The organism is Cellulomonas sp. P24, assembly GCF_024704385.1.
GTDB lineage: Bacteria > Actinomycetota > Actinomycetes > Actinomycetales > Cellulomonadaceae > JAJDFX01.
In genome coordinates this window covers 3,485,271-3,512,106 of record NZ_JAJDFX010000002.1, presented here as the reverse complement: position 1 = coordinate 3,512,106, position 26,836 = coordinate 3,485,271, and the positions used below count along the sequence as shown (strand labels likewise).

The 26,836-nt window shown below is 72.9% G+C and carries 26 protein-coding genes and 2 tRNA genes; 4 read left to right on the top strand and 24 right to left on the bottom strand.

Annotation, left to right across the window (positions count from 1 at the left end):
* Nucleotides 1-10 precede the first annotated feature (10 nt).
* The 11 genes from LJB74_RS16430 to LJB74_RS16380 all read right to left on the bottom strand — a co-directional run bounded on the left by LJB74_RS16430 (nucleotide 11) and on the right by LJB74_RS16380 (nucleotide 11,204).
* Nucleotides 11-637: a response regulator transcription factor gene (locus LJB74_RS16430; protein WP_259310391.1), complete on the bottom strand. Its 627-nt coding sequence runs from the start codon at nucleotides 635-637 to the stop codon at nucleotides 11-13.
* A 145-nt stretch (nucleotides 638-782) separates the two neighbouring features.
* A complete protein-coding gene (gene mutM / locus LJB74_RS16425; protein WP_259309545.1) occupies nucleotides 783-1,697 on the bottom strand; it encodes a bifunctional DNA-formamidopyrimidine glycosylase/DNA-(apurinic or apyrimidinic site) lyase in 915 nt (304 codons plus the stop codon).
* An 18-nt stretch (nucleotides 1,698-1,715) separates the two neighbouring features.
* Nucleotides 1,716-2,423 (bottom strand): ribonuclease III, encoded by a 708-nt coding sequence (gene rnc, locus LJB74_RS16420; RefSeq protein WP_259309544.1) that lies wholly within the window; start codon nucleotides 2,421-2,423, stop codon nucleotides 1,716-1,718.
* Nucleotides 2,420-2,977 (bottom strand): YceD family protein, encoded by a 558-nt coding sequence (locus LJB74_RS16415; protein WP_396125236.1) that lies wholly within the window; start codon nucleotides 2,975-2,977, stop codon nucleotides 2,420-2,422. The genes rnc and LJB74_RS16415 overlap by 4 nt, the downstream gene beginning before the upstream one ends.
* A 77-nt stretch (nucleotides 2,978-3,054) precedes the next feature.
* A complete protein-coding gene (locus LJB74_RS16410; RefSeq protein ID WP_259309542.1) occupies nucleotides 3,055-3,561 on the bottom strand; it encodes a hypothetical protein in 507 nt (168 codons plus the stop codon).
* On the bottom strand, nucleotides 3,558-4,073 hold the full coding sequence (gene coaD / locus LJB74_RS16405; RefSeq protein WP_259309541.1) for a pantetheine-phosphate adenylyltransferase: 516 nt from the start codon (nucleotides 4,071-4,073) through the stop codon (nucleotides 3,558-3,560). Before coaD ends, LJB74_RS16410 begins: the two co-directional genes overlap by 4 nt.
* Before the next feature lie 4 nt (nucleotides 4,074-4,077).
* The gene (gene rsmD, locus LJB74_RS16400) at nucleotides 4,078-4,698 is read right to left on the bottom strand and encodes a 16S rRNA (guanine(966)-N(2))-methyltransferase RsmD (RefSeq protein ID WP_259309540.1); all 621 of its coding nucleotides are present in this window, start codon (nucleotides 4,696-4,698) and stop codon (nucleotides 4,078-4,080) included.
* On the bottom strand, nucleotides 4,695-6,485 hold the full coding sequence (locus tag LJB74_RS16395; protein WP_259309539.1) for a DUF6297 family protein: 1,791 nt from the start codon (nucleotides 6,483-6,485) through the stop codon (nucleotides 4,695-4,697). Before LJB74_RS16395 ends, rsmD begins: the two co-directional genes overlap by 4 nt.
* Entirely contained in the window at nucleotides 6,482-7,300 is an 819-nt protein-coding gene (locus LJB74_RS16390) for an ABC transporter ATP-binding protein (protein ID WP_310650862.1), read from the bottom strand. The genes LJB74_RS16395 and LJB74_RS16390 overlap by 4 nt, the downstream gene beginning before the upstream one ends.
* Nucleotides 7,301-7,398: 98 nt before the next feature.
* Nucleotides 7,399-9,606: an ATP-dependent DNA helicase RecG gene (locus LJB74_RS16385; protein ID WP_259309538.1), complete on the bottom strand. Its 2,208-nt coding sequence runs from the start codon at nucleotides 9,604-9,606 to the stop codon at nucleotides 7,399-7,401.
* On the bottom strand, nucleotides 9,603-11,204 hold the full coding sequence (locus LJB74_RS16380) for a DAK2 domain-containing protein (RefSeq protein ID WP_259309537.1): 1,602 nt from the start codon (nucleotides 11,202-11,204) through the stop codon (nucleotides 9,603-9,605). Before LJB74_RS16380 ends, LJB74_RS16385 begins: the two co-directional genes overlap by 4 nt.
* A gap of 233 nt (nucleotides 11,205-11,437) precedes the next feature.
* Between LJB74_RS16380 and LJB74_RS16375 the strand changes: the two genes are divergently transcribed.
* Nucleotides 11,438-11,965, top strand: a complete 528-nt coding sequence (locus LJB74_RS16375; protein ID WP_259309536.1) for a GNAT family N-acetyltransferase — start codon at nucleotides 11,438-11,440, stop codon at nucleotides 11,963-11,965.
* A gap of 6 nt (nucleotides 11,966-11,971) precedes the next feature.
* Here the strand turns inward: LJB74_RS16375 and LJB74_RS16370 are convergent, their stop codons facing one another.
* Nucleotides 11,972-12,961, bottom strand: coding sequence for a thiamine-phosphate kinase (locus tag LJB74_RS16370; RefSeq protein WP_259309535.1), 990 nt, complete (start codon nucleotides 12,959-12,961; stop codon nucleotides 11,972-11,974).
* A 54-nt stretch (nucleotides 12,962-13,015) separates the two neighbouring features.
* On the opposite strand from LJB74_RS16370, the gene LJB74_RS16365 reads away from it, so the two are divergent.
* Nucleotides 13,016-13,546, top strand: coding sequence for a DUF3515 domain-containing protein (locus LJB74_RS16365; protein WP_259309534.1), 531 nt, complete (start codon nucleotides 13,016-13,018; stop codon nucleotides 13,544-13,546).
* A gap of 34 nt (nucleotides 13,547-13,580) precedes the next feature.
* Here the strand turns inward: LJB74_RS16365 and LJB74_RS16360 are convergent, their stop codons facing one another.
* Complete coding sequence (locus LJB74_RS16360) at nucleotides 13,581-14,723, bottom strand: D-alanine--D-alanine ligase family protein (RefSeq protein ID WP_259309533.1); 1,143 nt, start codon at nucleotides 14,721-14,723, stop codon at nucleotides 13,581-13,583.
* Between the two features lie 57 nt (nucleotides 14,724-14,780).
* Here LJB74_RS16360 and LJB74_RS16355 point away from each other — a divergent pair, with 57 nt between their 5' ends.
* Nucleotides 14,781-15,932: a PLP-dependent aspartate aminotransferase family protein gene (locus LJB74_RS16355; protein WP_259309532.1), complete on the top strand. Its 1,152-nt coding sequence runs from the start codon at nucleotides 14,781-14,783 to the stop codon at nucleotides 15,930-15,932.
* An 84-nt stretch (nucleotides 15,933-16,016) separates the two neighbouring features.
* On the opposite strand, the gene LJB74_RS16350 is transcribed toward LJB74_RS16355, so the two are convergent.
* The 6 genes from LJB74_RS16350 to leuC all read right to left on the bottom strand — a co-directional run bounded on the left by LJB74_RS16350 (nucleotide 16,017) and on the right by leuC (nucleotide 22,364).
* The gene (locus tag LJB74_RS16350; RefSeq protein ID WP_396125186.1) at nucleotides 16,017-17,075 is read right to left on the bottom strand and encodes an NAD(P)H-dependent glycerol-3-phosphate dehydrogenase; all 1,059 of its coding nucleotides are present in this window, start codon (nucleotides 17,073-17,075) and stop codon (nucleotides 16,017-16,019) included.
* Nucleotides 17,072-17,950: a lysophospholipid acyltransferase family protein gene (locus LJB74_RS16345; RefSeq protein ID WP_396125185.1), complete on the bottom strand. Its 879-nt coding sequence runs from the start codon at nucleotides 17,948-17,950 to the stop codon at nucleotides 17,072-17,074. The genes LJB74_RS16350 and LJB74_RS16345 overlap by 4 nt, the downstream gene beginning before the upstream one ends.
* A gap of 118 nt (nucleotides 17,951-18,068) precedes the next feature.
* Entirely contained in the window at nucleotides 18,069-19,391 is a 1,323-nt protein-coding gene (gene murA / locus LJB74_RS16340) for a UDP-N-acetylglucosamine 1-carboxyvinyltransferase (protein ID WP_259310388.1), read from the bottom strand.
* 91 nt (nucleotides 19,392-19,482) lie between these two features.
* Nucleotides 19,483-20,187, bottom strand: a complete 705-nt coding sequence (locus tag LJB74_RS16335; RefSeq protein ID WP_259309531.1) for an HU family DNA-binding protein — start codon at nucleotides 20,185-20,187, stop codon at nucleotides 19,483-19,485.
* A 104-nt stretch (nucleotides 20,188-20,291) separates the two neighbouring features.
* Nucleotides 20,292-20,930 carry a 3-isopropylmalate dehydratase small subunit gene (gene leuD, locus LJB74_RS16330; protein WP_259309530.1) on the bottom strand — a complete coding sequence of 213 codons (639 nt, stop codon included), beginning with the start codon at nucleotides 20,928-20,930 and terminating at the stop codon, nucleotides 20,292-20,294.
* Between the two features lie 24 nt (nucleotides 20,931-20,954).
* Entirely contained in the window at nucleotides 20,955-22,364 is a 1,410-nt protein-coding gene (gene leuC, locus LJB74_RS16325; RefSeq protein ID WP_259309529.1) for a 3-isopropylmalate dehydratase large subunit, read from the bottom strand.
* Between the two features lie 102 nt (nucleotides 22,365-22,466).
* Between leuC and LJB74_RS16320 the strand changes: the two genes are divergently transcribed.
* A complete protein-coding gene (locus LJB74_RS16320; RefSeq protein ID WP_259309528.1) occupies nucleotides 22,467-23,186 on the top strand; it encodes an IclR family transcriptional regulator in 720 nt (239 codons plus the stop codon).
* 86 nt (nucleotides 23,187-23,272) lie between these two features.
* Here the strand turns inward: LJB74_RS16320 and LJB74_RS16315 are convergent.
* From LJB74_RS16315 to LJB74_RS16295, 5 genes are all read right to left on the bottom strand, one after another.
* Nucleotides 23,273-23,345, bottom strand: a tRNA-Glu gene (locus LJB74_RS16315).
* A 97-nt stretch (nucleotides 23,346-23,442) separates the two neighbouring features.
* Nucleotides 23,443-23,514: transfer RNA gene (locus LJB74_RS16310), tRNA-Gln, on the bottom strand.
* 171 nt (nucleotides 23,515-23,685) lie between these two features.
* The gene (locus LJB74_RS16305; protein WP_310650861.1) at nucleotides 23,686-24,462 is read right to left on the bottom strand and encodes an HAD family hydrolase; all 777 of its coding nucleotides are present in this window, start codon (nucleotides 24,460-24,462) and stop codon (nucleotides 23,686-23,688) included.
* Nucleotides 24,463-24,464: 2 nt separating this feature from the next.
* A complete protein-coding gene (gltX, locus tag LJB74_RS16300; RefSeq protein ID WP_259309527.1) occupies nucleotides 24,465-25,970 on the bottom strand; it encodes a glutamate--tRNA ligase in 1,506 nt (501 codons plus the stop codon).
* Nucleotides 25,971-26,042: 72 nt separating this feature from the next.
* The gene (locus LJB74_RS16295) at nucleotides 26,043-26,828 is read right to left on the bottom strand and encodes a fumarylacetoacetate hydrolase family protein (protein WP_259309526.1); all 786 of its coding nucleotides are present in this window, start codon (nucleotides 26,826-26,828) and stop codon (nucleotides 26,043-26,045) included.
* Between the last annotated feature and the right edge of the window lie 8 nt (nucleotides 26,829-26,836).

Here is a 26,836-nt window from a genome sequence, read left to right as displayed (position 1 = left end):
GTCCTCGGCGTCAGCCGCCGGTCTCGGCGCGCCACCCGCTGTGCTTGCGGGCCGCGACCCACGCAGCGACCTGGGTGCGGCGCTGCAGGCCCATCTTCGACAGCAGCGACGTGATGTGGTTCTTCACGGTCTTCTCGGCAACGCCCAGCCGCTCGGCGATCTCACGGTTGGACATCCCGTCACCGATGAGGTCGAGGACCTTGAGCTCGCTCGGCGTGAGGTTCTCCGTGGGGTCCTCGTGACCCGCGCGCCGCCGGGTGACGGTGCGCTCGTCGAGCAGCGTGCGCCCGGCGGCCACCGCCCGGACGACGTCGGTGATCTCGGCCCCGCGCACGCTCTTGAGCAGGTAGGCCGAGGCGCCGGCCTCGAGAGCGGCCGCGAGAGCGTCGTCGTCGTCGAACGAGGTGAGCACGATCGCACGCACGCCCGGCTGGGTCTCGCGGACCGCCTTCATGAGGTCGATCCCGGTCCCGTCCGGAAGCTGCAGGTCGACCAGCATGACCTGTGGGTGCACCAGGCCGGCTCGTCGGATCCCGTCGGACACGGAGGCGGCCTCGGCGACGACGGTCATGCCGTCGGCGCGCTCGATGACCTCGGCGATCCCGCGACGGACGACCTCGTGGTCGTCGATGATCATCACGCTGATCGACGCGGAACGGTCCGTCTGGGGCGCAGAGCTGCTGGCAGTCACAGGGGCATCGTAACGACACCTGCGGCCCTGGTCGCCAGGCGTCCTCCGACCCGCGTGTCACCGGGTCCGTCGGTCTCCCCGGCGACCGTGCTCACCAGCGTCCCCGGCGCGGTCGACGCTGGCAGGCCGGGCACGTGAAAGACGACCGGTTCATGAACGCGTCGCGTCTCACCGCAGACCCACAGCGGGGGCATGGCCGCCCCTCCTGCCCGTACACGGCGAGGGACCGGTCGAAGTACCCGGACGCGCCGTTCACGTTGACGTACAGCGCGTCGAAGCTGGTCCCCCCGGCCACCAGCGCGGCACGCATGACCTCCTCGACGGAGTCGAGCACGCGTCTGACGTCCGAGCCGCGCAGCGCGTCGGTCGCCCGGGCGTAGTGCACCCCCGCGCGCCACAGGCCCTCGTCGGCGTAGATGTTCCCGATGCCGGAGACGAGCGTCTGGTCGAGCAACGCACGCTTGATCCCCGTCCGTCGCGCGCGTACCGCAGCCATGAGGTCCTCGCGGGAGGCAGCCGGGTCGAGCAGGTCCCGTGCGATGTGGGACACCGAGCCGGGGACCCGCGCGAGCGGAGAGCCGTGGCCCCCGGGCGCCCCGTCGGGGGTCGGGACGAGCTCCGTCACCGCGAGGTGGCCGAACGTGCGCTGGTCGACGAAGTCGAGTGCGGTGCCGTCGTCGAGCTCGAGGCGAACACGCAGGTGGCGATGATCCGGGCGTGGCTCGCCGGCGGGACGGACGAGCAGCTGGCCGCTCATCCCCAGGTGCGCCGTCAGGGCGCTCACGCCCGACGACTCCCCTGCGCCCAGGGGCAGCCACATGTACTTCCCTCGCCTGACCGCCGCCTGGAGGCGCGCGCCGACGAGCTGCTCGCGGAAGTCCTCGGCCCCGCCCGCATGGTGACGCACGCTCGCGTCACGCCAGACGTCGACGCCGTGCACGACACGGCCGACGACGTGCCGCGCGAGCCCGTCCCGGACGGTCTCGACCTCGGGGAGCTCAGGCACGACCGCTCGCCCGCGCGTTCAGGACCGCTTCGCCGAGCGCGCCGCTTCCGCCTCGAGCGTCCGGTAGGCAGCCTCGGCGGCGTCCTGCTCCGCGTGCTTCTTCGCCGCACCCGTCCCCACGCCGTAGGCCCGGCCGTCCAGCAGGACGGTGGCCGTGAACGTCCGGGCGTGGTCGGGGCCCTCGCCCTCGCAGATGTACTGCGGTGCGCCCAGCCCGAGCAGCGCCGCACGCTCCTGCAGCGAGGTCTTCCAGTCCAGGCCGGCGCCGAGGTCGGCCGCCATCTCGAGCGTCGGGTCGACCAGCCGCTCGACGAGTGCCCGGGCCGGCTCGAGGCCGTGGCACAGGTACGCGGCACCGAAGACCGCCTCGAGCGTGTCCGAGAGGATCGAGTCCTTGTCGGCCCCGCCCGAGTGCGACTCGCCCTTGCCGAGCAGCACGTAGTCGCCGAGATGCAACGACCGCGCGATCCGCGCGAGCGCCCGCTGCGAGACCGTCGCGGCACGCATCTTCGCCAGGTCCCCCTCGGGAAGCTCCGGGTGGCGTCGGTACAGGGCCTCGGTGACGACGAGCCCGAGCACCGTGTCGCCGAGGAACTCGAGCCGTTCGTTGGTCGGGATCCCACCGGCCTCGTGCGCGAAGGACCGGTGCGTGAGCGCGAGGACCAGCAGCTCAGGGTCGATGTCGATCCCGAGGCCGGAGACGAGCGCCTCGACCGCAGCCGTCATGAGTCGGTCGGTTCCGACAGGCCTTCGAGAGCCGCCCACCGGGGATCGCGGACCTCGTGCGTGTGCTCCGGGTCGTCCGCCAGCCGCGCACCGCACTCGACGCACAGCCCGGGGCAGTCGGGGGCGCACAGCGGCTGGAACGGCAGAGCCGGGACGAGCACGTCGCGGATCGCCGGCTCGACGTCCACGAGGTCACCGTCGAGCTCACGCACCTCGTCCTCGTCGGCGCCGTCCTCCTCTGCGACCCGCGCGCGGTCCGGGTAGGAGTACAGCTCGGTGATCTCGACCTGTACGTCGACGGTGATCTCGTCGAGACAGCGCACGCACTCGCCGACCGCGGTCGCCCGGACGTCGCCCGAGACGAGCACCCCCTCCATCACGGCCTCGAGTCGCAGGTCCAGCTCGAGGTCGGAACCTGCCGGGACGGCGATCACCTCCGTGCCCAGATCGGCGGGAGCCGGGACCGTGAGCTCCAGGGCACGCATCGACCCGGGTCGGCGACCGAGCTCGTGGGTGTCGAGCACGAGCGGGTCGCGCGGGTCCAGGTGGTTCACGTGAGACACGACGCGGGTTCCGTTCCGATGCAGGGTGCCGGTTCCACGGCAGGTCGATCGAGCCTTGTGATGTTACGTCATCCCGACTGACCGGGCGGGCCGAGCCGTGCAGCGAGCTTGGCGCGACCTGCCTGGACCTGCGCCACCACACGGCCCAGGTCGATCTCGAAGTCGGCGAGCCGCCGGTCGCAGTAGTCGTCGGCATCGCGACGGAGCTCGGCGGCCGTCGCGCCCGCCTCGGCCAGGATCTGCTCCGCCCGCTCCTCGGCAGCGGTGACGACCTGCTCGTGCGCCACGAGCTCGGCGGCCCGGGCGCGCGCCGACGCCAGTATCTGCTCCGCCTCAGCAGCAGCGGCGTCGTGCTCCGCGCTCGCCGCAGCAAGCACGGCGTCCGCCTCGGTCAGCTGCGACGGGAGGATGTCATGCGCCTGCTGGACGAGGTCGAGCAGCTCGGCGCGATTCACGAGGACCGAGGAGGACATCGGCATGGCGCGCGCGGACACGATCACGTGCTCGATCGCCTCGAGGATGCCGGTCAGTCCCTCGGGATCACGCCTGTCGTCGTCGTGGTTCTGGTCGTTCATCCCCGCTCGCCTCCTGCGTCGTTCCCCTGCCGCCGCACCGCCGCGCGCACCGCCTCCCGCGCCCCCGTCGGGACGAGGTCGTCGATCGGTCCGCCGAACCGCGCAACATCCCTGACCAGCGACGACGCGATGTGGGCCAGGGCTGGGTCGCCGATCACGAACACCGTCTCGATGCCCCCGACGTGCCGGTTCATGAGCGCCATCGGGAGCTCCGCGTCGAAGTCGGCCCCACCGCGGAGGCCCTTGACGATCGCCTGGGCCCCGACGCCGCGGCAGAAGTCGACCAGCAGCCCCGGAACCTGCTCGACCCGCACGCCGGCGTCCAGCCCGACCTCGACGAGAGCCTCACGCGCCAGCGCGACGCGCTCCTCCGGATCGAGCAGCGCCCGTTTGGTCGAGTTCCGCGCCACGCCGACCACGACCTGGTCGAACATCGACCGTGCACGACGGATGAGGTCGAGATGGCCCAGCGTGATCGGGTCGAAGGATCCCGGGCAGACGGCGATGCTCACGCGTTCAGGGTATGCCTGCCGCGCCCGGGTCGACCGTCCCGACGCCGGGATCGGGTGTCGCGAACCAGAGAACCGTCTCCCCGTACCGGCGCTGGTCCGTCCGGCTCAACCCCGCCGGCCACGCCGGCTCGGGGCTCCGCGCCGACCGCTCGACGACGACCGTCGCATCGGGCGCGAGCGAGGACGCGGCCTCCTGCGCGTCGCCCGTCCCCCCGGCGAGCGAGCGGAGCACCCGCGCGAGGTCGTCCTCCGCGAGCTCGTACGGCGGGTCGATCAGCACGAGGTCCCACCCCGGCCCCGAGGAGCGATCCACGAACTTCTCGGCACGGTCGACGACCACCTGCAGACCCGGCAGGCCGGTGAGAGCGGCGTTCGCGCGGCAGACGTCCGCCGCGGCGCGCGACGCCTCCACGAACGTCACCGCCTGCGCGCCTCGGCTCGCTGCCTCGAGCCCGAGCGCGCCCGACCCGGCGTAGAGGTCGAGAACGCGTGCGCCGGCGACCGCGCCGAGGTGCTCGAGCCGCGAGAAGAGCGCCTCGCGCACCCGCTCGCTGGTCGGCCGCGTGCCCTTGCCCGGCACCCGCAGCGCGCGACCACCAGCGCTGCCTGCGACGATCCGGGTCATCGGCCGGCCTTCGCCCCGCCGCTCTTCGCCCCGCCGCTCTTCGCCCCGCCGGCCTTCGCCCCGCCGGCCTTCGCCCCGCCGGCCTTCGTCCCGCCGGCCTTCGTCCCGCTCGTGGTCCCGGCCGTCGCCGCCGTTGCCGTCCGGGCCTTCGCTCCGGTCGACGTGCCGCCCTTCCCGCCGCTCGACGTGCCTGACGCCGCACCCGCGGCCCGCGGGTCCTCCCCCGCCAGGTCCATGAGCGAGAACCCCTTCAACCTGCTGCCGACGGCCACGGCGATGAACGCGCACACGACCTGCACCACGATGAGGGTCTGGGTGACCCGACCGATCCCGATCGAGATGAGCACCGGCACCATGCCGAGCAGCACGACGTCCGGGCCGCGGACGAGCACGCTGCCCACACCGGTCGGCATGGCACCCATCGGCGTCGCGGCGAGCGGGCCGCTCCAGTCCGGTGACGGGCGGTACGCGGACCTGATCGCCGCTCCGGCCCAGACCGGGGTGGCGGCGACCGCAAGGGCGAGCCAGCCTGCCGGGTCGCCGTCGGCGAACCCGATCGGGCCGAGAACGGCGAGCGTCCACACCCCCATGAGCACCCCGGGTACGACGAGGCGCAGCCGCCTCACCTCACGTGCACCGAGCGGGAGCAGTCGATCGATGATCGGCGCCATCTCTGCACGCCGGGCCCCCTCCGCGGTGGCCAGCATCGCGACGTAGCCCGCGATGAGGTAGGCCGAGGCGAGGGCGAACGGGGTGTCGAGCCGGCTCACCGCCGCCACCAGCGCCGGCACCGCCGCGGCCGCGACGATCTGGACGACGTGCCGCGGGGAACGCCACCACAGGACGAGGTCGGCCGTCAGCAGCGCGCGGACCGGCGAGGACACCCACCCGAACCGGAGCGAGCGACGCCTGCGCACGTTCGTCATCCGGTCGGCGAGCGCACGTCCGAGCTCGCGCGAGTCCAGCGAGACCACCGCACCGGCAGCCTGCGTCGCGACCGAGCCGGAGTCGCGCAGGTCGCGCACCGGGATCCGCTCGAGCCGACCGTCGAGGAGCACACCACCGGCAGCAGCGACGAGCACCAACGCGACGAGCACCACGACCGAGGGGGTCAGTCCCACGTTCAGGTCACGCGCACCGAGCGCCGCCGCGAGCCCCAGCACCGGCACCAGGCCGAGCAGCACGTCACCGACCCGGGCCGTGACACGCCGGTCCACCCCGACCGTCTGGGCAAGCCCGGCGAGCACGACGATCGCACCGGCTCCGAGGAGCCCACCGACGAGGGTGCGGATCGCGGCGGACCCGGTCATGCCCTCCTGCGCGAAGAGCACGAGGACCAGGACCACCGGGCCACCGACGAGGGCTGCAGTGGCAGGCAGCCGCCACGCCGACGGTCGGAGCAGACCCCGGCGGCGCACCGGGAGGCTGAGCCACCACCGGGCCTCCGCCGCACCGACGCCGACCGGTCCGAGCCGCGCGGCGAGCGAGAGGGCGGTCCCGGCCAGGGCGAGCACCACGAGAGCCGCGAGGGTCGTCAGCGGGAGCAGCAGGCCCTCGTGCGGCCGAGCCGGCACCTTGGGCAGCGAGTCCCGAAGGGTCGTCGCGACGCCGATCGCCGTGCCGAGACCGATCGCCGCCATGAGGATCGCGGAGTACACGTCGCTCAGCAACGCACCGATGGTCGTGTCCCCGTGCCGGTTCGCGGCGGCACGCGTGTACCGGCGGATCGACCGTGGGCTCGGGACGGCGAGCGGCCGGACCTCGTCCTCGTCGGGACCGGCCGTCATCGACGCCGCCTCCGCTTGCCGGACTGGCCCGCCGCGGCCGGCGTCGACGGACCGGCTGTGCCGGCCGCCGCGTCCGCGGCACCGACCGGCGCCTCGTCGGGATCGGTCCCCGTGGCGGTCCCCCCGAAGGTCTCGTTGCCGATCGCACGCGCGGCGTCGGCGGGCGACATCAGCACCGACTCCTCGTCCCCGACCATCACCGCGCGCGTCGCGACCGCCTCGAGCAGCACCGCGTCGTGCGTGGCGAGCAGCACCGATCCCCCGGCCGCGCGCTCGGCCCGCAACCGCTCGGCCAACGCGCTGCGCATCTGCTGGTCGAGCCGCTGCTCGGGCTCGTCGAGCACGAGCAGCCGGCGCGGACGCGCGAACCCGGCGGCGAGCAGCAGGCGCCGACGCTGCCCCGACGACAGTGAGACGGGCAGCACGTTCGCATGCGACGAGAGCCCGAACTCGGCCAGGAGCTCGTCGACGAGCTCGGCCGCCTCCAGCACCCCGTGCCCGCGCGCGGTCAGCAGCAGATGCTCCGCCACGGTGAGCGCCGGGAAGTAGGCGTCGTCGTCGAGCACGCTCGAGACCTCGGCCCGGAAGATCGCCTCACGCTCGTCGACAGGGCGCCCGAGCACGCTCAGCTCACCGGCGGACGGTTCGAGGAGACCGAGCACCGCGCGCAGGATCGTCGACTTGCCCGAGCCGTTCGCACCGACGAGGGCGAGGGCCTCGCCAGGTCGCACGGTGAAGGTCACGGGAGCGCACACCGGCTCGCCCCCGTAGCCGACGGAGAGGGACCGGGCACGGATGACGACGTCGGACGGCACGCGCCCAGGGTACGGGTGTCTGCTGGACGCGGTGGACGAACAGCCCGTCGGCGGGCGCCGGGAGGCGCACGACGACCCCTTCCGCACCGCCCGACGCCTCAGGTGCGCTCGAGGAACTCCTCGCGATCGCCCTCGAGCCGACGGTCGATCGCCGCGACCAGGGCCGGCCACCGCGACAGCGTCGGGTCGACGCCGGCCAGAGCCGTCGCGTCCGCCCGCGCACGGGCGATCAGGTCGGCGTCGCGGGTGACCCGCAGCAGCCGCAACGAGCTCGACCCGCCCGACTGTGCCGCGCCCAGGACGTCCCCCTCCCGGCGGAGGTCGAGGTCGACCGCGGCGAGCGCGAACCCGTCGGTCGTCTCGACCAGCGTCCGGAGCCGCGTGTGGGCGTCGGTCCCGGGCTCGACGTCGGCCACGAGCAGGCACACCCCGGGGTCGGCACCTCGCCCGACGCGGCCACGCAGCTGGTGAAGCTGGGACAGACCGAAGCGGTCGGCGTCGAGGACCACCATCGCAGTCGCCTCCGGGACGTCCACACCGACCTCGATCACGGTCGTCGAGACGAGCACCTGCGCACGGCCCGACGCGAAGTCGGCCATCGCACGCTCCTTCTCGTCGGCGGCCAGCCGGCCGTGCAGGACCGCGATCGCAACCCCGTCGAGGGCGGGAAGGCGACGGAGCTCGTCGGCGACCTCGAGCACGGCCCGCAACGGCGCCTTGGTCGCCGCCGGCACCAGCTCCGCCCCGTCCTCGACGGCGCCAGCCGTGCCGGTGTCGTCCGGGTCGATCCGCGGGCAGACCACGTACGCACGTCGACCTGCGTCGACCTCCTCGCGCACGCGTTGCCACACACGTGCGGTCCAGACCTCGTTGTCCGCCGGCACCAGGTGCGTGACGACCGGGCTCCGACCTGCGGGCACCTCGGTCAACGTCGACGTCTCGAGGTCGCCGAACACCGTCATCGCGACGGTCCGCGGGATCGGTGTCGCGGTCATGACCAGCAGGTGCGGCACCCCGTCGCCCTTCGCCCGGAGCGCGTCGCGCTGCTCGACGCCGAACCGGTGCTGCTCGTCGACCACGACCAGCCCGAGGTCCGCGAACTGCACCGACTCGGAGAGCAGCGCATGGGTCCCGACGACGATGCCGGCCCGACCGCTCGCCGCGTCGAGGAGGTTCTCCTTGCGTGCCGCCGCACCCTGGGAGCCGGTGAGCAGGGCGACCCGCGTGCTGAGCTCGGAACCGCCGAGGAACCCGGCCTCGGCGAGCGGGCCGAGGAGGGCGCGCAACGTGCGCGCGTGCTGCGCCGCGAGCACCTCGGTGGGCGCGAGCAACGCCGCCTGACCGCCTGCGTCGACGACCTGCAGCATCGCCCGGAGCGCGACGACCGTCTTCCCCGAGCCGACCTCACCCTGCAGAAGCCGTTGCATCGGATGCGTCCGGGAGAGCTCCGCGGAGAGCTCCTCGCCCACGGCGCGCTGGCCCGACGTCAGCTCGAACGGGAGCTGGGCGTCGAGGGCCGCGAGCAGACCGTCGTCCCTGGTCGGGCGCGCGCGTGCCGGCTCGCCTGCCGCCTGCGCGCGGCGACGCGCCAGCGCGGCCTGCAGGACGAACGCCTCCTCGTACCGCAGCCGCGCCTGCCCACGACGCCACTGCGCCTCGTCGTACGGCTCGTGCACGTCGAGCAGCGCCTGGTGCAGGTCCGGGTAGTGGTGCGCCGCCCGGATCTCCGGTGGCACCGGGTCGGGGAGATCGGCCGCGGTCAGGGGGCCGAGCGCGGTGCGCACGCACCGCTGGATGCGCCAGGACGGTGCCCCGGAGCTCGCCGGGTAGATCGGGATCGGCCGGCTCGCCTCGACGAGCGCCTCGTCCTCGTCCTCGGCGTCGACGCCGATGATCTGGTAGTCCGGGTGGGTGAGCTGACGCTCGCCGCGGTAGTCGCTCACGACCCCCGTGAACAGACCGGTGCGCCCGGGACGCAGCTTGTCCTCGTGCACCCGCAGCACACCGGCACGCTTGGCGAAGAACGTCAGGCTCAGCCGGTGCGTGCCGTCCGAGACGACGGCCTGGAGCATCGCTCCGCCACGCGACCGCATCTGACGCACCGTCGCCTGCGTGACCTGCGCCATCACCGTGACGTGCTCACCGACCGGGAGGTGCGAGAGGTCCGTCAGGGACCCCGGCGTCGAGTACCGGCGCGGGTAGTGCCGCAGGAGGTCGTGCGTGGTCTGCAGACCGAGCGTTGCGAGCGGCGACGCGCTGCGAGGTCCCAGGACGCGGGCGAGAGGCTCGTCGAGGCGCTCGGTCATGACGTGGTCCCGGGCACCACGAGGGGCTGGAGTCCGATCACCAGCTCCGTACGGCCGACCCCGACACCGAGCACGACCACCTCGCACGCAGGGCGTCGCGTCGCGACCGCCTCGGCGAGCGCGTCGAGCATCTCCGTGTCGACCTGGTCGCCGGCGAGGACGGTGACGAGTCGAGGGACGCCGTCCGCGAGCGCGGTCATCACCGCCTCGACGGCGGTGGTCGCGTCGACGACGATCGTCCGCAGACCGCGCAGTGCATCGTCGACGATCCCGACGCGGGTGGTCGCGTCCTCGGCGCGGCTCTCCACGACGGCTGCCAGGGCGACCACGACGGCGACGTCGTCCACAGCGGGCAGCACGTGCACGCGAGGCACGGTCCCGGTGAGGACCCGCTCCGAGACGAGGAGCCGTGCCGCCGCGAGGGCGGCATCGTCGCCCGGCAGCACGAGGACCTCGGTGCAGCCCGTGTCCACGACCGCCCGCGCGATCTCGTCGACGCCGGGGGCACGATCGGTGAGCAGGTGGACGACGGCACCGGTGCGGGCGAGGTCCGCGACCAGACCGCGCGCGCGGGTGCCGACCACGACGCCGAGGCCGCCGCCGGAACCGCGCCCGGTCGCGGCGGGCGAGGCACCGGGGAGCTGGAGGGCGAGGTCTCGCACAGTGATCTGACGCTGGGCGGCGAGCTCGCCGGCGAGGATCGCCCGGGCGGGGTCGTCGGTGTGCACGTGCACCTGCCAGACCCCGTGACCGCCGACCACCGCGACGGAGTCACCGACGGCCTGCAGCCGTCCGCTGAGCACGGCACCGAGGTCGTCGTTCTCCTCGGCGCCCGGCTCGACCAGGTACATCACCTCGAACTCACCGCCGTGGGGCCGCTCCGCCCCGGCGTCCGTGCGCTGCTCCCCCGCCTCGGGGGACGCCGCGATCCCGTCGAACGACGCCGTCTCGATCCCCGTCGGCCGGCCGCCGTGACCCGGCCACTCCACGGACACCCGAAGCGCATCGAGCAGCACCATGAACGCCCAGGCCCCGGCGTCGACGACGCCGGCCGCACGGAGGGCAGGCAGCAGGTCGCGGCTCTCCTGCACGCAGCCGTGCGCCTCGTCGACGGCGGCGACGAGCACCTCCGCGAGCGATCCGCCACGGTCGGCTCGTGCGCGCGCCGCCCCGGCCGCGCGGGTCGCGGCCGTGAGCACGGTGCCCTCCACCGGTTCGGCGACGGCTGCGCGGGCGGCGAGCTGCGCGGCCTCGAAGGCCCCGGCGAGCTCGACCGGTCCGACCTCCGTGCCCCGCACGGCCTCGAACGACAGCGCCAGACCCTCCAGGTACTGGCTCACGATCACCCCGGAGTTGCCGCGGGCGCCGACGACCGCCCCCCTGGCGAAGGTGACCGCAGCATCCGCAACCGTCATCACCTCAGGGCCTCGCGTCAGCGCCTCCGCCCCGGAGGCCACGGTGAGGTACACGTTCGTCCCCGTGTCGGAGTCCGGCACCGGGAACACGTTGACCGCGTCGATGCGCGCACGGGCCGAGCCGAGAGCGCTCGTCGCGTCCGCAGCCCACCGCCGCACCACGTCCGCGTCCAGCTGGTCCACCCGTCACCCGTTCTGCTGCGTCAGCATCTGCTGCGTCCTGGTCGTCGCGACCGCTGCCGGCCGGCACCGACGTCCACCGGACCACGATGCCGCGCGACGGTGACATTCTGGGCGCCACGACGCGCGCGACCCAAACGCGCGTCGCGCGCGACACGCCGCACACGCACGTCGAGCCCGCTGTTCACAGCGTCGGACCGCTGCCCGTCCGGCGATCGATGTGGCAGGGTGACCTCATGGGAGAAGACGACTTCGACGACGTGCAGATCCGCGACGCAGCCGTACCCGATGCCGCGCGGATCGCCGCGGTGCACATCCGCTCCTGGCGTCAGGCGTACGCCGGCATCGTCCCTGCGGAGCACCTCGCGGCGCTCGACGAGGCCGATCGCACGCGTCGCTGGGAGGCGAACCTCCGGTCCGGCCCCCAGGACAACGTCCGGACGTGGATCGCCGAGTCCGGGCAGCAGCTCCTCGGCTTCGCGACTCTCGGGCCGAGCCGCGACGAGGACGCCGAGCGCGGGGACGTCGAGATCTACTCCATCTACCTGGACCCCGGAACCTGGGGCCGGGGTGTCGCCCGCGACCTCATGCGGACCCTCCTCAACGAGGTCCCGAGCGGGGTCACGGTCTCGCTCTGGGTGATGGCCGACAACGAGCGTGCGCGCCACTTCTACCGCCGTCACGGGTTCGCTCCCGACGGTGCCGAACGGCTCGACGTCATCGGTGGCGCCGAGGTGCTCGAGGTCCGCTACCGCCGAGGCTGACCCGCGCTACGCGCGGAAGTGGTCCCAGCCGCGCATCGTCACGGACGGGACCGAGCCGTCGACCAGCACCAGCCCGAGACGCTCCGACCCGGCCGCGCTGCGGACGTGCCCGACCGGCCTGAACGGCGCGGGCAGCACGGCATCGGCGGGGAACGTCGCCAGGAGGCCGTGGTCCTCGCCGCCTCCGAGCACCCACTCGAGCGGGTCCGTGCCGAGCAGTCGGGCAGCGCCGTCGAGCACGGTCAGGTCGGCACGGAAACTCTCCGTCGGGTCGAGCAGGTCGATCACCACGTCGCTCGCGAGCGCGAGCCGCTCGGCGTCGCGCAACAGCCCGTCCGACACGTCGAGCATCGCGGTCGCACCGGCGTCGGCAGCGGCGGGCCCGGCCGCGAGAGCCGGCCGTGGCCGCCGGTAGGCGTCCACGAGGTCCAGGTGCGCCCGCGGGTGACCGGACCGGAGCAGCTCCATCCCGGCGGCCGAGCGACCCTGCACGCCGGCGAGCGCCACGACGTCCCCGGCGACGGCGCCCGACCGCAGGACAGGCTTCCGACCCTGAAGGTCGCCGTGCACCGTGACCGCGACGACGACCTCGTCCCCGGAGGAGAGGTCTCCCCCGACCACGGCGACGTCGTGCGGCGCGCACGCGGCCGCCATCCCTCGGGCGAGACCGGTCACCCACCCCACCGGGAGGTCCGGGGGCAGGACGAGGCCCACGACGAGGGCCGTGGGCCGGGCCCCCATCGCGGCGATGTCGGCGAGGTTCTGCATCGCCGCCCGCCAGCCGATGTCCGCCGCGGTCGACCACTCGCGGCGGAAGTGACGGTTCTCCACCAGCACGTCGAGCGACACGACCATGCGACCGTCGGGGGCTGCCAGCACGGCGGCGTCGTCACCGGGGCCGAGGAGCGTCTGGGGACCGGTCGGGAGCAGCGGGAAGATCCTGCCCAGCAGGTCGTTCTCCGACAGGTCCGCCACACGTGTCTGCTCGTCGTCCACGGGCACACGCTACCGACGTCCGCACCCGTCGACCGCACGGGATAGCGTGGTGCGGTGCCCGCGCCTCGACCTGACCGCCGTTCGCGGCGGCGCCCGCGACGGTGGACCTCGGCGCCGGCCGGTGCTGCGGCGTCCGCCGTGATCGCCTCGGCGGGCCTCACCGGGTGCGCGCCGAGCATGCACGTGGTGCCGGCCCCCGATGCCGCGAACCCCGTGTGCGCCAGCGTGATCCTCGCGCTGCCCGAGGCGCTCGCGGGCCTGCACCGGATCTCGACCACGAGCCAGGGCACCGCGGCGTGGGGAGACCCGACGTCGTCGGTCGTGCTGCGCTGCGGCGTCACGCCCCTCGGGCCGACGACGGACCCGTGCGTGACGATCACCGACACGGCCGGCACGAGCGTCGACTGGGTCGTGACCTCGGACGGTTCACGCGCAGGCGGCACCTGGGTCTTCGTGACCTTCGGGCGAACGCCCTCCGTCGAGCTGACCATCCCCCAGAGCCTGGCCGCGGATCAGCCGGACGCGATCCTCATGGAGGTGGGCCAGGCCGCCGCCGTCGTCCACCCCGAGCGTGCGTGCACCTGACGGGTCCCCCAGCGGACCCGGCTCTCAGCCCGGCTCAGCGCAGCCCGGTCGGGCGTTCGAGCGCCAGCTGGACGAGCTCGTCGATCAGGTCGGCGTACTCGAGCCCTGACGCCTTCCACATCCGCGGGTACATCGAGAACGGTGTGAACCCGGGCATGGTGTTGATCTCGTTCACGACGACTCCCCCGTCGGGCGTGACGAACACGTCGACGCGTGCGAGGCCCTCGCAACCGATCGCCTCGAACGTCCGCTCGGCGACGTCCCGCACCAGTGCGACGACGTCCGGCGGCAGATCGGCCGGGCACGTGAGCTGCACGCTGGCCTCGTCGAGGTACTTCGCCTCGAAGTCGTAGAACCCGTGCGCCGAGCTCGTCACCTCGATCTCGCCCGGCAGGGAGCTGCGGGGCGGGCCACCGGCGCGGCCACCGAGCACCGCGCACTCGATCTCCCGCCCGACGATGCCTGCCTCGACGATCACCTTCGGGTCGTGGCGGCGGGCCTCCGCGATCGCGGCCGGGAGGTCGGCCAGGTCGGTGACCCGGGAGATGCCCAGGCTCGAACCGGCCCGGGCCGGCTTGACGAACACCGGCAGCCCGAGCGCCTCGACCGCGGCGGTCCAGGCCGCCGGGTTGCGGTCCCACTCACCGGGACGGATCACCGTGAACGGGCCGACCGGGATCCCCTGCCCGGCCAGGACCAGCTTCATGTAGTGCTTGTCCATGCCGACCGCGGACGCCAGGACGCCCGCGCCGACGTAGCGCACGTCGACGAGCTCGAGCATGCCCTGGAGCGTGCCGTCCTCGCCGAAGGGCCCGTGCAGCAGGGGGAAGACGACGTCGATCTCACCGAGTGCCGCGGCCACCTCGCCGTCGCGGATGGTCTGCACCGCGCGCTCGTCGGCGGACGCGGGGAGGAGCACGCGTTCCGGCGAGTCGAGGACCTCGGGGAGCCGTCCGTCGATGATGCCCCACACGTCCGGGTCGTCGTCGACCAGCACCCAACGTCCGGTCGGGGTCACGCCGACGGCGACGACGTCGTACCGGTCGCGGTCGATCGCGCGCAGCACACCGCCGGCCGTCGCGCAGCTGATCGGGTGCTCGCCGGAGCGTCCGCCGAACAGGACCATGACGCGTGGGCGACGCGGGTCCGCGGGCACGGGTGCAGTCTCGTGTTCCATCGAGCCCGACCCTACCGGCACACACGCACCCGTTCGTCGGATCGGTAGCCTGTCGGCGTGACCCCTGACGCCGAGCTCTCCCCCGCCACCCTCGCCGTCGTCGCCGGCCGACCCGCCCGCGCGCAGGGGGCGCCGGTGAACGCACCGGTCGTGCTGTCGTCGACCTACGTGTCCGCGGGCGCGCCGGGCCCCGACGAGTCGCTGTACGCGCGGATCGACACCGAGACCTGGCACCCGTTCGAGGAGGTGCTCGGACGGCTCGAGGACGCAGGACGCCCTGCGGTCGTGTTCGGCTCGGGCATGGCGGCGATCGCTGCGGCGATGTCGCTGATCCCTCCTGGTGGGCGCCTCGTGATGCCTCGGCACTCGTACCAGGTCGCCCTCGGCTATGCGACCGACCTGTCCGAGCGGTCCGGTGTGCGCGTGACGCTCGTCGACATCGACGACACCGAGGCCGTCGTCGCCGCGGTGAACGGCCCGGAGGGTCCGGCGTCGATGCTCTGGGTCGAGTCGCCGACCAACCCGATGCTCGAGGTCGCGGACATCCCGACTCTCGTGGCCGCCGCGCATGCGGTCGGCGCGCTCGTGTGTGTCGACAACACGTTCGCGACCCCGCTCGTCCAGCGCCCGCTGACCTGGGGTGCGGACGTCGTCGTGCACTCGGTCACCAAGTACCTGGCCGGGCACTCCGACGTCGTCCTCGGTGCCGCGGTCGCGACGGACGCCGACCTCACCGCACGGCTGCGGGCGTACCGGACCCTGCACGGGGCGATCGCCGGACCCTGGGAGGTCTGGCTGGCCCTCCGGGGCATGCGGACCCTCGCGCTCCGCGTCGAACGGTCCCAGGCGAGCGCCGCGGAGCTGGCCGCGCGGCTGCACGGGCACCCGGCCGTCGTCGCCGTTCGGCACCCCAGCCTGCCGGACGACCCCGGTCACGCGCGTGCGGCGGCGCTCATGGACGGTTTCGGGTCGATCATCGGGCTGCGACCGCGAGGCGGTGCCGAGGGGGCGCGTGCGGTCGTCGCGGCCGTGCAGCTCTGGGTGCCGGCGACCAGCCTCGGGGGGGTCGAGTCGAGCCTCGAGCGACGGCGGCGCTTCGCGAGCGAGTCGATCACCGTCCCGGACGACCTGCTCCGCCTCTCGGTCGGCATCGAGGACGTCGAGGACCTCTGGGCCGACCTCGACCGCGCGCTGCGCTCGCTCCGGTAGCGCGGGGTACGTCGCCCTGGCGCCGGGTGCGTCGGTCCGGAGCCCGGGCACGCTGGTGCGTCCCGCGGGTGCCGGGGTGCGCCGCTAGACCCCTTCGGCCTTGTGCGGACGGGCCAGCAGGAGAGCAGCGAGCTGGTCGACGGCGAGCCCCTCGTGCAGGACCGCGACGACGGCTTCGGTGATCGGCATCTCGACGCCGATCGACCGGGCGAGCTCCAGCACCGACCGCGAGCTCTTGACGCCCTCCGCCGTTCCCCCCGTCGCGACGGTCGCCTCGGCGAGCGTGAGGCCCTGCCCGATGTGCAGACCGAGCGTGTGGTTGCGTGACAGCGGCGACGCGCACGTCGCCACCAGGTCACCCATGCCCGCGAGGCCCGGGAAGGTCTCGGCGTCGGCCCCGAGCGCGAGCCCGAGCCGGGTGATCTCGACGAGCCCGCGCGTGATCACCGTCGCCATCGTGTTGAAGCCGAGCCCGCGCCCCTGGGAGATGCCGACCGCGAGCGCGATGATGTTCTTCACCGCGCCGCAGAGCTCGACGCCGACCACGTCGGTGTTCGTGTACGGGCGGAAGTACGACGACGCGCAGGCACGCGCCACGAGCTGCGCGGTCCGCTCGTCGCTCGAGGCGATGACGGTCGCGGTCGGCTGACGCTCGGCGATCTCGCGTGCGAGGTTCGGTCCCGAGACGACGGCGACGCGGTCCGTCGGGATCGCGAACGCCTCGGCGACGACCTCGCTCATGCGGCGGTCGGTGCTGAGCTCGACCCCTTTCATGAGCGAGACGGCCACGGCCGTCGGCGGCAGCAGGTGACGCATCGGTTCGAGCGTGTGGCGTGCCTCCTGCGACGGCACGGCCACCGCGACGAGGTCGACGCCGTCGAGCGCGACCGCCGGGTCCGTGGTCGCGGTGATCGTCGCCGGGAGCGTGATCCCCGGCAGGTAGGCCTCGTTGCGGTGCTCGTCGGCGATCTGGCGGCACACGTCGGCGTTGCGCCCCCACAGCGTGACCTCGCACCCCGCGTCCGCGAGCACCACGGCGAAGGTCGTGCCCCAGCTCCCGGTGCCGAGCACCGCAGCGCGCAGCGGTCGTACCGCGTCGAGAGGGGGTGCGTCGGTCGACGTGGGGTCCGGCGACGGCGTCACGAAGCGCCTTCGGTCGGTCCGTCGGTGGCAGTCGGTCCGTCGGTGGCAGTCGGTCCGTCGGTACCGACCGGCCCCTCGGTGGCAGCCGGTCCCTGCGCGTCGGCGGCTCCGTCCGCGTCGGTCGCGACCGGTCCGTCGCCCGCGACGCCGGCTGACGGCACCGACTTGCCGGCAGCCCGCATGTCGAAGCGGACGGCGGGTGCCTGCTCGGCGCGGATCTCCTCGAGGAGCCTCGTGACGGCGTCCATGACCCGGTCGGTGGCCTCGCGCAGCGTCGCCGAGTCCTGCGGGCGGTCGTACAGGTCCGAGAGGTCCACCGGAGGCCCGGCGACCACCGTGACCTTCTTCGGCGGGAACGGCTTGAGGAGCTTCTTGTACCTGCCGAGGATCCGGTGCGCGCCCCACTGGGCGATCGGGACGACGGGGGCCCGCGTGGTCAACGCCAGGCGTGCCACCCCCGTCTTGCCGACCATCGGCCACAGGTCGGGGTCGCGCGTGAGGGTGCCTTCCGGGAACACCGCGACGCACTCGCCCCGCTCCAGCGCCTCGATCGCGGCGGAGAGCGACGACGCGGCAGAGGCCGTGTTGCGCTGCACCGGGATCATCTCCGTGCGCCTGAGGATCCCGCCGAGGACGGGCACCGTGAACAACGACGCCTTCGCGAGGATCTTCGGCGCCCGGCTGTTGTCGTACAGGAAGTGGGCGAACGTCAGCGGGTCGAGGTTGGTCACGTGGTTGGCCGCGGCGATGAACCCTCCCGTCGCCGGGATGTTCTCCTGGCCGTGCCAGTCGCGTCGCGTGATCGCGAACAGGACCGGCCGCACCACCGCGGCCATGCGACGGTAGGTGCGGTTGTCAGGCGGGACGAATGGCACGATCGTCGATGCTACCGGTGCGCGGGCCGATTGCCCCGCCGACTCGGACGATCCGCCCGCCGACCCGTGTCCCCGGGCCGCCTCGGCGTCGACGTCGGGCCCGGCCGCCTGCCGACCGTCAGATCCGCGTGAACTCGGCTCCGAGAGCGCCGAGCTTCTCCGTGAAGCGCTCGTAGCCCCGGTCGATCAGCCCGATGCCGTGCACCGTCGACGTCCCCGACGCGGTGAGCGCGGCGATCAGGTGCGAGAACCCGCCGCGCAGGTCGGGGACCTCGACGTCGGCGGCCCGCAACGGCGTCGGTCCGGAGACCACGGCCGAGTGGAAGAAGTTGCGCTGACCGAACCGGCACGGGCGCCCACCGAGGCACTCCCGGTAGACCTGGATCGTGGCACCCATGCGCCGCAGCGCGTCGGTGAACCCGAACCGGTTCTCGTAGACCGTCTCGTGCACGATCGACAGCCCGGTGGCCTGGGTCAGCGCGACGACGAGAGGCTGCTGCCAGTCGGTCATGAACCCGGGATGGACGTCCGTCTCGAGGACGATCGACCGGAGCTCGCCTCCAGGGTGGTAGAAGCGGATGCCGACGTCGTCGATCTCGAACTCGCCGCCGACCTTGCGGAACGTGTTGAGGAACGTCGTCATCTCCGGCTGGGTCGCACCACGGACCATGATGTCACCGCCGGTGGCGAGCGCGGCCGAGGCCCACGAGGCAGCCTCGATCCGGTCCGACAGCGCCGTGTGGCGGTAGCCGGTGAGGCGGTCGACGCCCTCGATCCGGATCACCCGGTCGGTGTCGACGGAGATGATCGCCCCCATCTTCTGCAGGACCGCGATGAGGTCGAGGATCTCCGGCTCGATCGCGGCGTTCGCCAGCTCGGTGATCCCGTCGGCGCGGACCGCAGTGAGCAGGAGCTGCTCGGTCGCCCCGACGCTCGGGTACGGGAGCGTGAGCTTGGTACCGCGCAGCCGCTGCGGGGCGTGGATGTAGATGCCCTGGTCCCGCTTCTCCACGACCGCCCCGAACTGGCGCAGGATGTCCAGGTGGTAGTTGATCGGCCGGTCGCCGATCCGGCAACCGCCGAGGTCCGGGATGAACGCCTCGCCGAGACGGTGCAGGAGCGGGCCGCAGAAGAGGATCGGGATCCGGCTCGACCCCGCGTGTGCGTCGATGTCGGCCACGTGGGCCGTCTCGACCCGGCTCGGGTCGAGACGCAGCACCCCGGCGTCCTCGTCCAGGTCGACACCGACCCCGTGCAGCTCGAGGAGTCCACCGACCACGGCGACGTCACGGATCGCGGGCACGTTGCGCAGCACGCTCGGGCTCTCGCCGAGCAGCGACGCGACCATCGCCTTGGACACGAAGTTCTTCGCGCCGCGGACCGTGATCTCGCCGGTGAGCGGACGGCCCCCGTTGACGCGCAGCGCGTCGGACGCACCCATCTGGTCACTCACTGGCCGTGCTCCTGACTGTCAGCGTGACCCCGTGCCACGTGCCGCGGGCACAACCTTGGCACGTCCCGATCGAGCGGTGCTACTTGCCCTTGCCGCCGGACTTCTTGGCCGAGCCCTTCGCAGCGCCCTTCTTGCCGACGGACTTCTTGGCTGCCGGCGTCTTCCCGGTCGGGGCCTTGGCCGAGGTCTTCTTGCCCGGTGCCTTCGCACCGGAGGTCTTCTTGCCCGGTGACTTCGCACCCGGAGTCTTCGCACCCGGAGTCTTCGCACCCGTGGTCTTCTTGCCTGATGCCTTCGAGTTGCCTGGTGCCTTCGAGCTGCCTGGTGCCGTCGAGCCGGGAGCCGTCGCACCGGACGGCTCAGCGGGGACGCCTGCCGTCGCGACGGGCTCTGCGCCGGTCGCGGTGTCCGACGTCGCATCCGCTGTCGTCCTGGCCGCTCGCGCGCCGCTCGTCGCCGCGCGTCGCGTCGACGGAGCGGCCGCGACCCGCGCCGCCCGACGTGTGGTCGTCCCGGCGGCCACCGCGGCACGCAGGCCGGTGCCGGCCCTGAAGTGCGGGAGCCAGGTCGCGGCGATCTCGAGCGGCTCCCCGGTCCGCGGGTTGCGGCCGGTCCGCGCCGGGCGGGTGATGCGCTCGAACGTCCCGAACCCGGTCAAGGTGACCTTGTCCCCCACGGCGACCGCCTCCTGGAGGGTGTCGAGCACGGCGTCGAGCGCCGAGACCGCAGCCCCGTGGCTCCCGAGCCGTCGTTCGAGCTCCGCCAGCATCTCGGTCTTGTTCACCGCGGCACCTCCCGGGTCGGGCGCGGGCGACGGACACGTCGATGCGCCACCCCCACGCTAGGGGAAGGCTGCCGCCGGTCCACCGCACCGCGCCGCCGACGCGGTCAGCCGATGGGACGCGCCGCGACGATCTCGACCGAGGGAAGGTGCTTGGCCGGCAACGTGGTCGGCCGCCAGGTCGCACGCGTCTTCTCGAACGCGGAGATCTCCGCCTCGTGGTTCAGCGTCAGCCCGATGTCGTCGAGCCCCTCCATGAGTCGCCAGCGGGTGTAGTCGTCGACCTGGAACGGCACCACGACGTCCTCGCACACGACGGTGCGCGACTCGAGGTCGACCGTCACCTCGGTGCCCGGCTTCGACTCGAGGATCTTCCACAGGAGCTCGACGTCCTCCGGGCTCACCTGGGCCGCGAGCAGCCCCTGCTTGCCCGAGTTGCCGCGGAAGATGTCCGCGAACCGCGCCGAGATGACGACCTTGAAGCCGTAGTCGTGGAGCGCCCAGACCGCGTGCTCGCGTGAGGACCCGGTGCCGAAGTCCGGACCGGCGACGAGCACCGAACCGTTCGCGTAGGCGTCCTGGTTCAGGACGAACGCGGGGTCGCTGCGCCAGGCGGCGAACAGCGCGTCCTCGAAGCCGGTCCGCGTGACCCGCTTGAGGTAGACCGCCGGGATGATCTGGTCGGTGTCGACGTTGCTGCGCCGCAACGGGACCCCGACGCCGGTGTGCTGGGTGAACTTCTCCATGATGCGTCTCCTGTCAGGGGTCGGTCAGGCGTCGACGAGGTCGGCGGGCGAGGACAACGTGCCGCGGATCGCGGTCGCTGCCGCGACGAGCGGCGAGACGAGGTGCGTGCGGCCGCCCTTGCCCTGGCGTCCCTCGAAGTTGCGGTTGGACGTCGACGCGCTCCGCTCGCCCGGGGCGAGCTGGTCGGGGTTCATCCCCAGGCACATGGAGCAGCCGGCGTTGCGCCACTCCGCACCGAAGTCGAGGAAGATCTTGTCGAGGCCCTCGGCCTCGGCCTGCAGACGCACGCGGGCTGACCCGGGGACGACCAGGACCCGCAGGCTGTCGGCCTTGCGCCGGCCCGCGATGATCTCGGCAACCGCGCGGAGGTCCTCGATCCGCCCGTTCGTGCAGGACCCGATGAACACGGTGTCGACGGCGATGTCACGCAGCGGGGTCCCCGGCGTCAGCGCCATGTACTCGATCGCCCGCTCGGCGGCGACGCGGTCGTTCGCGTCGGCGATCTCCTCGGGGATCGGCACGTTGGCCGACAGCGGCAGCCCCTGACCGGGGTTGGTCCCCCAGGTGACGAACGGCTCGAGGTCGTTCGCGTCGAGGACGACCTCGGCGTCGAACACCGCGTCGTCGTCGCTCCTCAGCGTGCTCCAGTACTCGACCGCGGCGTCCCAGTCGGCCCCCTCGGGTGCGTGCGGGCGCCCCTTCAGGTAGGCGAACGTCGTCTCGTCGGGCGCGATCATCCCGGCGCGCGCGCCGGCCTCGATCGACATGTTGCAGATCGTCATGCGCGCCTCCATCGAGAGCGCACGGATGGCCTCGCCCCGGTACTCCAGGACGTAGCCCTGGCCGCCGCCGGTGCCGATCTTCGCGATGACCGCCAGGATGATGTCCTTGGCCGTCGTCCCCGGGCGCAGCGCCCCGGTGATCGTGACCGCCATCGTCTTGAACGGCACGAGCGGCAGGGTCTGGGTCGCGAGCACGTGCTCGACCTCGCTCGTGCCGATGCCGAACGCGAGCGCACCGAACGCACCGTGGGTCGACGTGTGGGAGTCACCGCAGACGACGGTCAGACCCGGCATGGTCAGCCCGAGCTGCGGACCGACGACGTGGACGATGCCCTGGTCGGCGTCGCCGAGGGAGTGGAGCCGCACCCCGAACTCGGCCGCGTTGTTCCGCAGGGTCTGGATCTGCGTCCGACTGGTCACATCGGCGATCTGCCGGTCGATGTCCAGCGTGGGGGTGTTGTGGTCCTCGGTCGCGATCGTGAGGTCGGGACGGCGGACACGGCGACCCGCGAGCCGCAGCCCCTCGAACGCCTGCGGGCTGGTGACCTCGTGCACCAGGTGGAGGTCGATGTAGAGGAGGTCCGGCGCGCCGTCGCTGCCGCGGCGCACGATGTGCGCGTCCCAGACCTTCTCTGCCAGCGTGCCGGCCATGGTTCTCGTCCTTTCGACGTGTACGCACCCGGAGGGGTCTCTGGGGGTGCCTTTCGTGTCGCGCCACTTGCGTCTCAGCCTGCGAGACGGCAATATCGACCTATGGACAACTCTAGCGGAGTCGGCGTTCTGGACAAGGCCGCATCCGTTCTCAGTGCACTCGAGGCCGGCCCGGCCACTCTGGCACAGCTCGTCGCGGCGACCCACCTCGCCAGGCCGACGGCTCATCGACTCGCGGTGGCGCTCGAGCACCACCGGCTCGTCGCACGCGACATGCAGGGTCGGTTCGTCCTCGGACCGCGCCTCTCCGAGCTCTCCACGGCCGCCGGGGAGGACCGTCTGCTCGCGGCCGCGAACCCGGTCCTGGCCGCCCTGCGCGACCACACCAACGAGTCGGCACAGCTGTACCGACGCCAGGGCGACCAGCGCATCTGCGTCGCCGCGGCCGAGCGACCGGTCGGCCTGCGCGACTCGATCCCGGTCGGCGCGACGCTCACCATGCAGGCCGGCTCCGCCGCGCAGGTCCTGCTCGCCTGGGAGGAGCCCGACCGCCTCCACCGCGGCCTGCAGGGCGCCCGGTTCACCGCGACGATCCTCTCCGGCGTCCGACGCCGCGGGTGGGCACAGTCGGTGTCCGAGCGCGAGCCGGGAGTCGCGTCCGTGTCGGCCCCGGTGCGTGGACCGTCCGGACGCGTCGTCGCAGCGGTGTCGATCTCCGGCCCCGTCGAGCGCCTGTCGCGCCAGCCCGGACGCCTCCACGCCGCTGCCGTCGCTGCGGCGGCGAACCGGCTCACCGAGGTGCTGCGCCGCACGGGTGAGTGACATCTCACCCGCTGAACCACTGCCGGCACGCGAACCACTGCCGGTACGACGAAGGCCCGGACTCGAGGAGTCCGGGCCTTCTTCTGTACCCCCGACCGGATTCGAACCGGCGCTACCGCCGTGAGAGGGCGGCGTGCTAGGCCGCTACACAACGGGGGCCTTGCAGCCTGCAGGCCCTCTCGGGCCCGCTCGCTACGGGTGAGCACTCTACCTGATGTTCACGATCGATCGTGACCACCGTGCGCTGTGCTCCGCGCTGGGGTACCAGGACTCGAACCTAGAATGACGGTACCAGAAACCGTTGTGTTGCCAATTACACCATACCCCATGGGGGTACGACCTCTGCTCCCACGATCACAACCGTGGAGAACCAGTGGCCCTACCGGCGGTAAACATTACCTGAGCCGGAGGGGTGGGTCCAACCACCCTCGACCGCGCCGCGCCACCACCGGTCTGACGGCATCACCGCTGCTCGCGCGCCCTGCCGGTACGGCGCACCTCACCGCGCGGGCCCGAGAGCCCCAGGAGCCCCGGCAGCTCGACGAGCGAGCCGATCACCGGCACCCCCGCCGCACGCGCGACCTCGACGTCCTCCACGAGCGGCCCGCCACGACGAGAGCCCGGCCGGTCGAGCCAGATCCCCCCTCAGCCCGGCCGCCAGTGCCGCACGCGCGTCGATGTCGAGCTCGTCACCGACGTACGCCGTCCGACCCGGATCGGTGCCGAGCCGGCGGCACGCCTCGAGGAAGACCCGTTCGTCGGGCTTGCCGAACCCCAGCGTGTCCACGCCTACGAGCATCGGCACGTGGTCGTGCAGGCCCACCCGCTCCAGCTTGAGCCGCTGGTAGGCCACCGACGCGTTCGACAGCGCGCCGACCCGCAGACCAGCCGCCAGCAGCGCCATGACGGCCGCCAGGGCGTCCTCGTGGGCCGCCCACGCGTCCTCGAAGCCGCGCTCGAACACCACCGACCACCCCGCGTACGCGGCGTCGTCGAGCACCGGCCCGCCGAACTCCCGGTGGAGCTCGTTCGCGCGCGCCTGACGCTGCTCCTGGTACCCGAGGTCACCGCGCGTGTAGGCGCGGTAGTGGCCGTTGACGTCGGCGCGCCAGACCGTGAGCAGCCGGTCGGCCCCGGACTCCGGGAGATCCGGCAGGTAGACCTCTGCCACGGCGGCGAGCGCACCGCGGAACGCCGACCGCGTGTCGACCAGCGTGTCGTCGATGTCGAACAGCACACCGTCGACCGGCGCGGGCTGGCGCAGGTCGGGTGGCACCGTCACAGGCTCGCGCGGAGCACCCGCAACCGCGTCAGCGTCGACTCCTTGCCGAGGATCTCCATGGACTCGAACAGCGGCGGCGACACCCGCCGACCCGACAGCGCGGTCCGCAGCGGCGTGTAGGCGAACCGGGGCTTGATCCCGAGCCCGTCCACGATCGCGGCCTGCAGCGCCTCCTGCGTGGCGACCGTCGTGAACTGCGCCGCGGGGACGGTCTCGAGCGTCGCCAGAGCGGTGTCGAGCACCACGGCGGCGTCCTCCCGGAGCGCGCCCCGGGCCGCGTCCTCGACCTCGACGGCGTCGTCGGCGACGAAGAAGAACCCGAGCATCCCGGGCGCCTCGCCGAGCAGCGTCATGCGCTCCTGCGCGAGCGGCGCGCCCGCGTCGAGGAGGGCGCGGTGCTCCGCCGAGAGGTCCGCGTACGAGGAGGCCGGGACCAGCCCCGCCGCGTGCAGGTACGGGACCAGTCGCTCGCGGAAGACCTCCGGGCTCAGGAGCCGCAGGTGTGCCGCGTTGATCGCCTCGGCCTTCTTGAGGTCGAACCGTGCCGGGTTCGGGTTCACGTCGGCGATGTCGAACGCCGCGACGAGCTCGTCGACCGAGAAGATGTCCCGGTCCGCACCGATCCCCCAGCCGAGGAGCGCGAGGTAGTTCAGCAGCCCCTCCGGGGTGAAGCCGCGCTCCCGGTGCAGGAACAGGTTCGACTCGGGGTCACGCTTCGAGAGCTTCTTGTTGCCCTCGCCCATCACGTACGGCAGATGGCCGAACAGCGGCATGACCGTCGCGACCCCGAGCTCGAGCAGCGCCCGGTAGAGCACGACCTGGCGTGGCGTCGACGAGAGCAGGTCCTCGCCGCGGAGCACGTGGGTGATCCCCATCAGGGCGTCGTCGACCGGGTTGACGAGGGTGTAGAGCGGCTGCCCGTTGGCGCGCACGATCACGTAGTCGGGAACCGAGCCCGCGCGGAACGTGATGTCCCCACGGATCAGGTCGGTGAAGACGACGTCCTCGTCGGGCATCCGCATCCGCAGCACCGGCTCGCGCCCGTCGGCCCGGTAGCGGGCCTTCTGCTCGTCGGTCAGCGTCCGGTCGAAGCCGTCGTAGCCGAGCTTCGGGTCACGCCCGGCGGCCCGATGGCGTGCCTCGATCTCCTCGGGGGTCGAGAACGACTCGTACGCGAAACCACCCTCGACGAGCCGGCGGGTGACGTCGGCGTAGAGGTCCATCCGCTGCGACTGCCGGTACGGCGCGTGCGGGCCGCCCACCTCGACGCCCTCGTCCCAGTCGAGGCCGAGCCACCGCAGGGCCTCGAGCAGCTGCTGGAAGCTCTCCTCGCTGTCCCGGGCGGCATCGGTGTCCTCGATCCGGAACACGAACGTGCCGCCGGTGTGGCGGGCGTAGGCCCAGTTGAAGAGGGCCGTCCGGATCAACCCCACGTGCGGGGTCCCGGTCGGGGAGGGGCAGAAACGGACGCGGACGTCGGAACCAGCAACGGGAGAGCTCACGGGCTCCAGCCTACCGAGCGGGCGGAGGCTTCCGGCCCGCGGCTGCTCCGCCCTGGTCGAGGTCGGCCGGGCTCAGGACCGGCGGACCACCGGGTTCATGAGGACCCCGATCCCCTCGACCTCGACCTCCACCCGGTCGGCGTGCTCGAGCCGACCGACGCCCGCCGGCGTGCCGGTGAGGATCACGTCGCCGGGCAGCAACGTGAACACCTCGGAGATGTAGGAGACGAGGAACGGGACGTCGAACACCATGTCGGACGTGCGGGCGTGCTGACGGGTCTCGCCGTTCACGCGCGCACTCACGGCGAGGTCGTCCGGGTCGAGCCCCATGACGAGCCACGGGCCGAGCGGGCACGACGTGTCGAACCCCTTGGCGCGGGTCCACTGACCGTCGGTGCGCTGGATGTCCCGTGCGGTGACGTCGTTCGCGGCGGTGTAGCCGAGCACGTGGTGAAGCGCCTGCTCCGGGGAGACGTTCTTCGTGATGCGTCCGATGACGACCGCGAGCTCGGCCTCGTGCTCCACCTGCTGCGAGTACTCCGGCAGCACGATGGGGTCGTCCGGGCCGATCACGGCGGTGTTGGGCTTGAGGAACAGCAGCGGCGCGGTCGGGACCTCGTTCCCGTGCTCGCGCGCGTGGGCCACGTAGTTGCGTCCGACGCCGACGATCTTCGAGCGCGGGATGACGGGGGCGAGCAGCCTCATGCCGTCGTCGCTGAGCGGGACCTGCTCGCCTGTCTTCTGCACCGGGGTGTAGATCGGGTCGCCGGTGAGGACGTGGAGCACCTCGGCGCCCGCCTCCCCCTCGACGACGGCGTAGCGGGGGTCTCCTCCGGTGGTGAACCTGGCGATGCGCACGGGAGAAG

Excerpts from the sequence above, each read along its gene's own strand:
- leuC (WP_259309529.1), bottom strand. The coding sequence starts at position 22,364 with ATGGCCGGCACGCTGGCAGAGAAGGTCTGGGACGCGCACATCGTGCGC.
- murA (WP_259310388.1), bottom strand. The coding sequence starts at position 19,391 with ATGGGTGCGTCCGACGCGCTGCGCGTCAACGGGGGCCGTCCGCTCACC.
- LJB74_RS16360 (WP_259309533.1), bottom strand. The coding sequence starts at position 14,723 with ATGGAACACGAGACTGCACCCGTGCCCGCGGACCCGCGTCGCCCACGC.
- LJB74_RS16430 (WP_259310391.1), bottom strand. The coding sequence starts at position 637 with ATGATCATCGACGACCACGAGGTCGTCCGTCGCGGGATCGCCGAGGTC.
- LJB74_RS16410 (WP_259309542.1), bottom strand. The coding sequence starts at position 3,561 with ATGAACGACCAGAACCACGACGACGACAGGCGTGATCCCGAGGGACTG.
- LJB74_RS16385 (WP_259309538.1), bottom strand. The coding sequence starts at position 9,606 with ATGACCGAGCGCCTCGACGAGCCTCTCGCCCGCGTCCTGGGACCTCGC.
- LJB74_RS16395 (WP_259309539.1), bottom strand. The coding sequence starts at position 6,485 with ATGACGGCCGGTCCCGACGAGGACGAGGTCCGGCCGCTCGCCGTCCCG.
- LJB74_RS16320 (WP_259309528.1), top strand. The coding sequence starts at position 22,467 with ATGGACAACTCTAGCGGAGTCGGCGTTCTGGACAAGGCCGCATCCGTT.
- LJB74_RS16375 (WP_259309536.1), top strand. The coding sequence starts at position 11,438 with ATGGGAGAAGACGACTTCGACGACGTGCAGATCCGCGACGCAGCCGTA.
- rsmD (WP_259309540.1), bottom strand. The coding sequence starts at position 4,698 with ATGACCCGGATCGTCGCAGGCAGCGCTGGTGGTCGCGCGCTGCGGGTG.
- leuD (WP_259309530.1), bottom strand. The coding sequence starts at position 20,930 with ATGGAGAAGTTCACCCAGCACACCGGCGTCGGGGTCCCGTTGCGGCGC.
- rnc (WP_259309544.1), bottom strand. The coding sequence starts at position 2,423 with ATGACGGCTGCGGTCGAGGCGCTCGTCTCCGGCCTCGGGATCGACATC.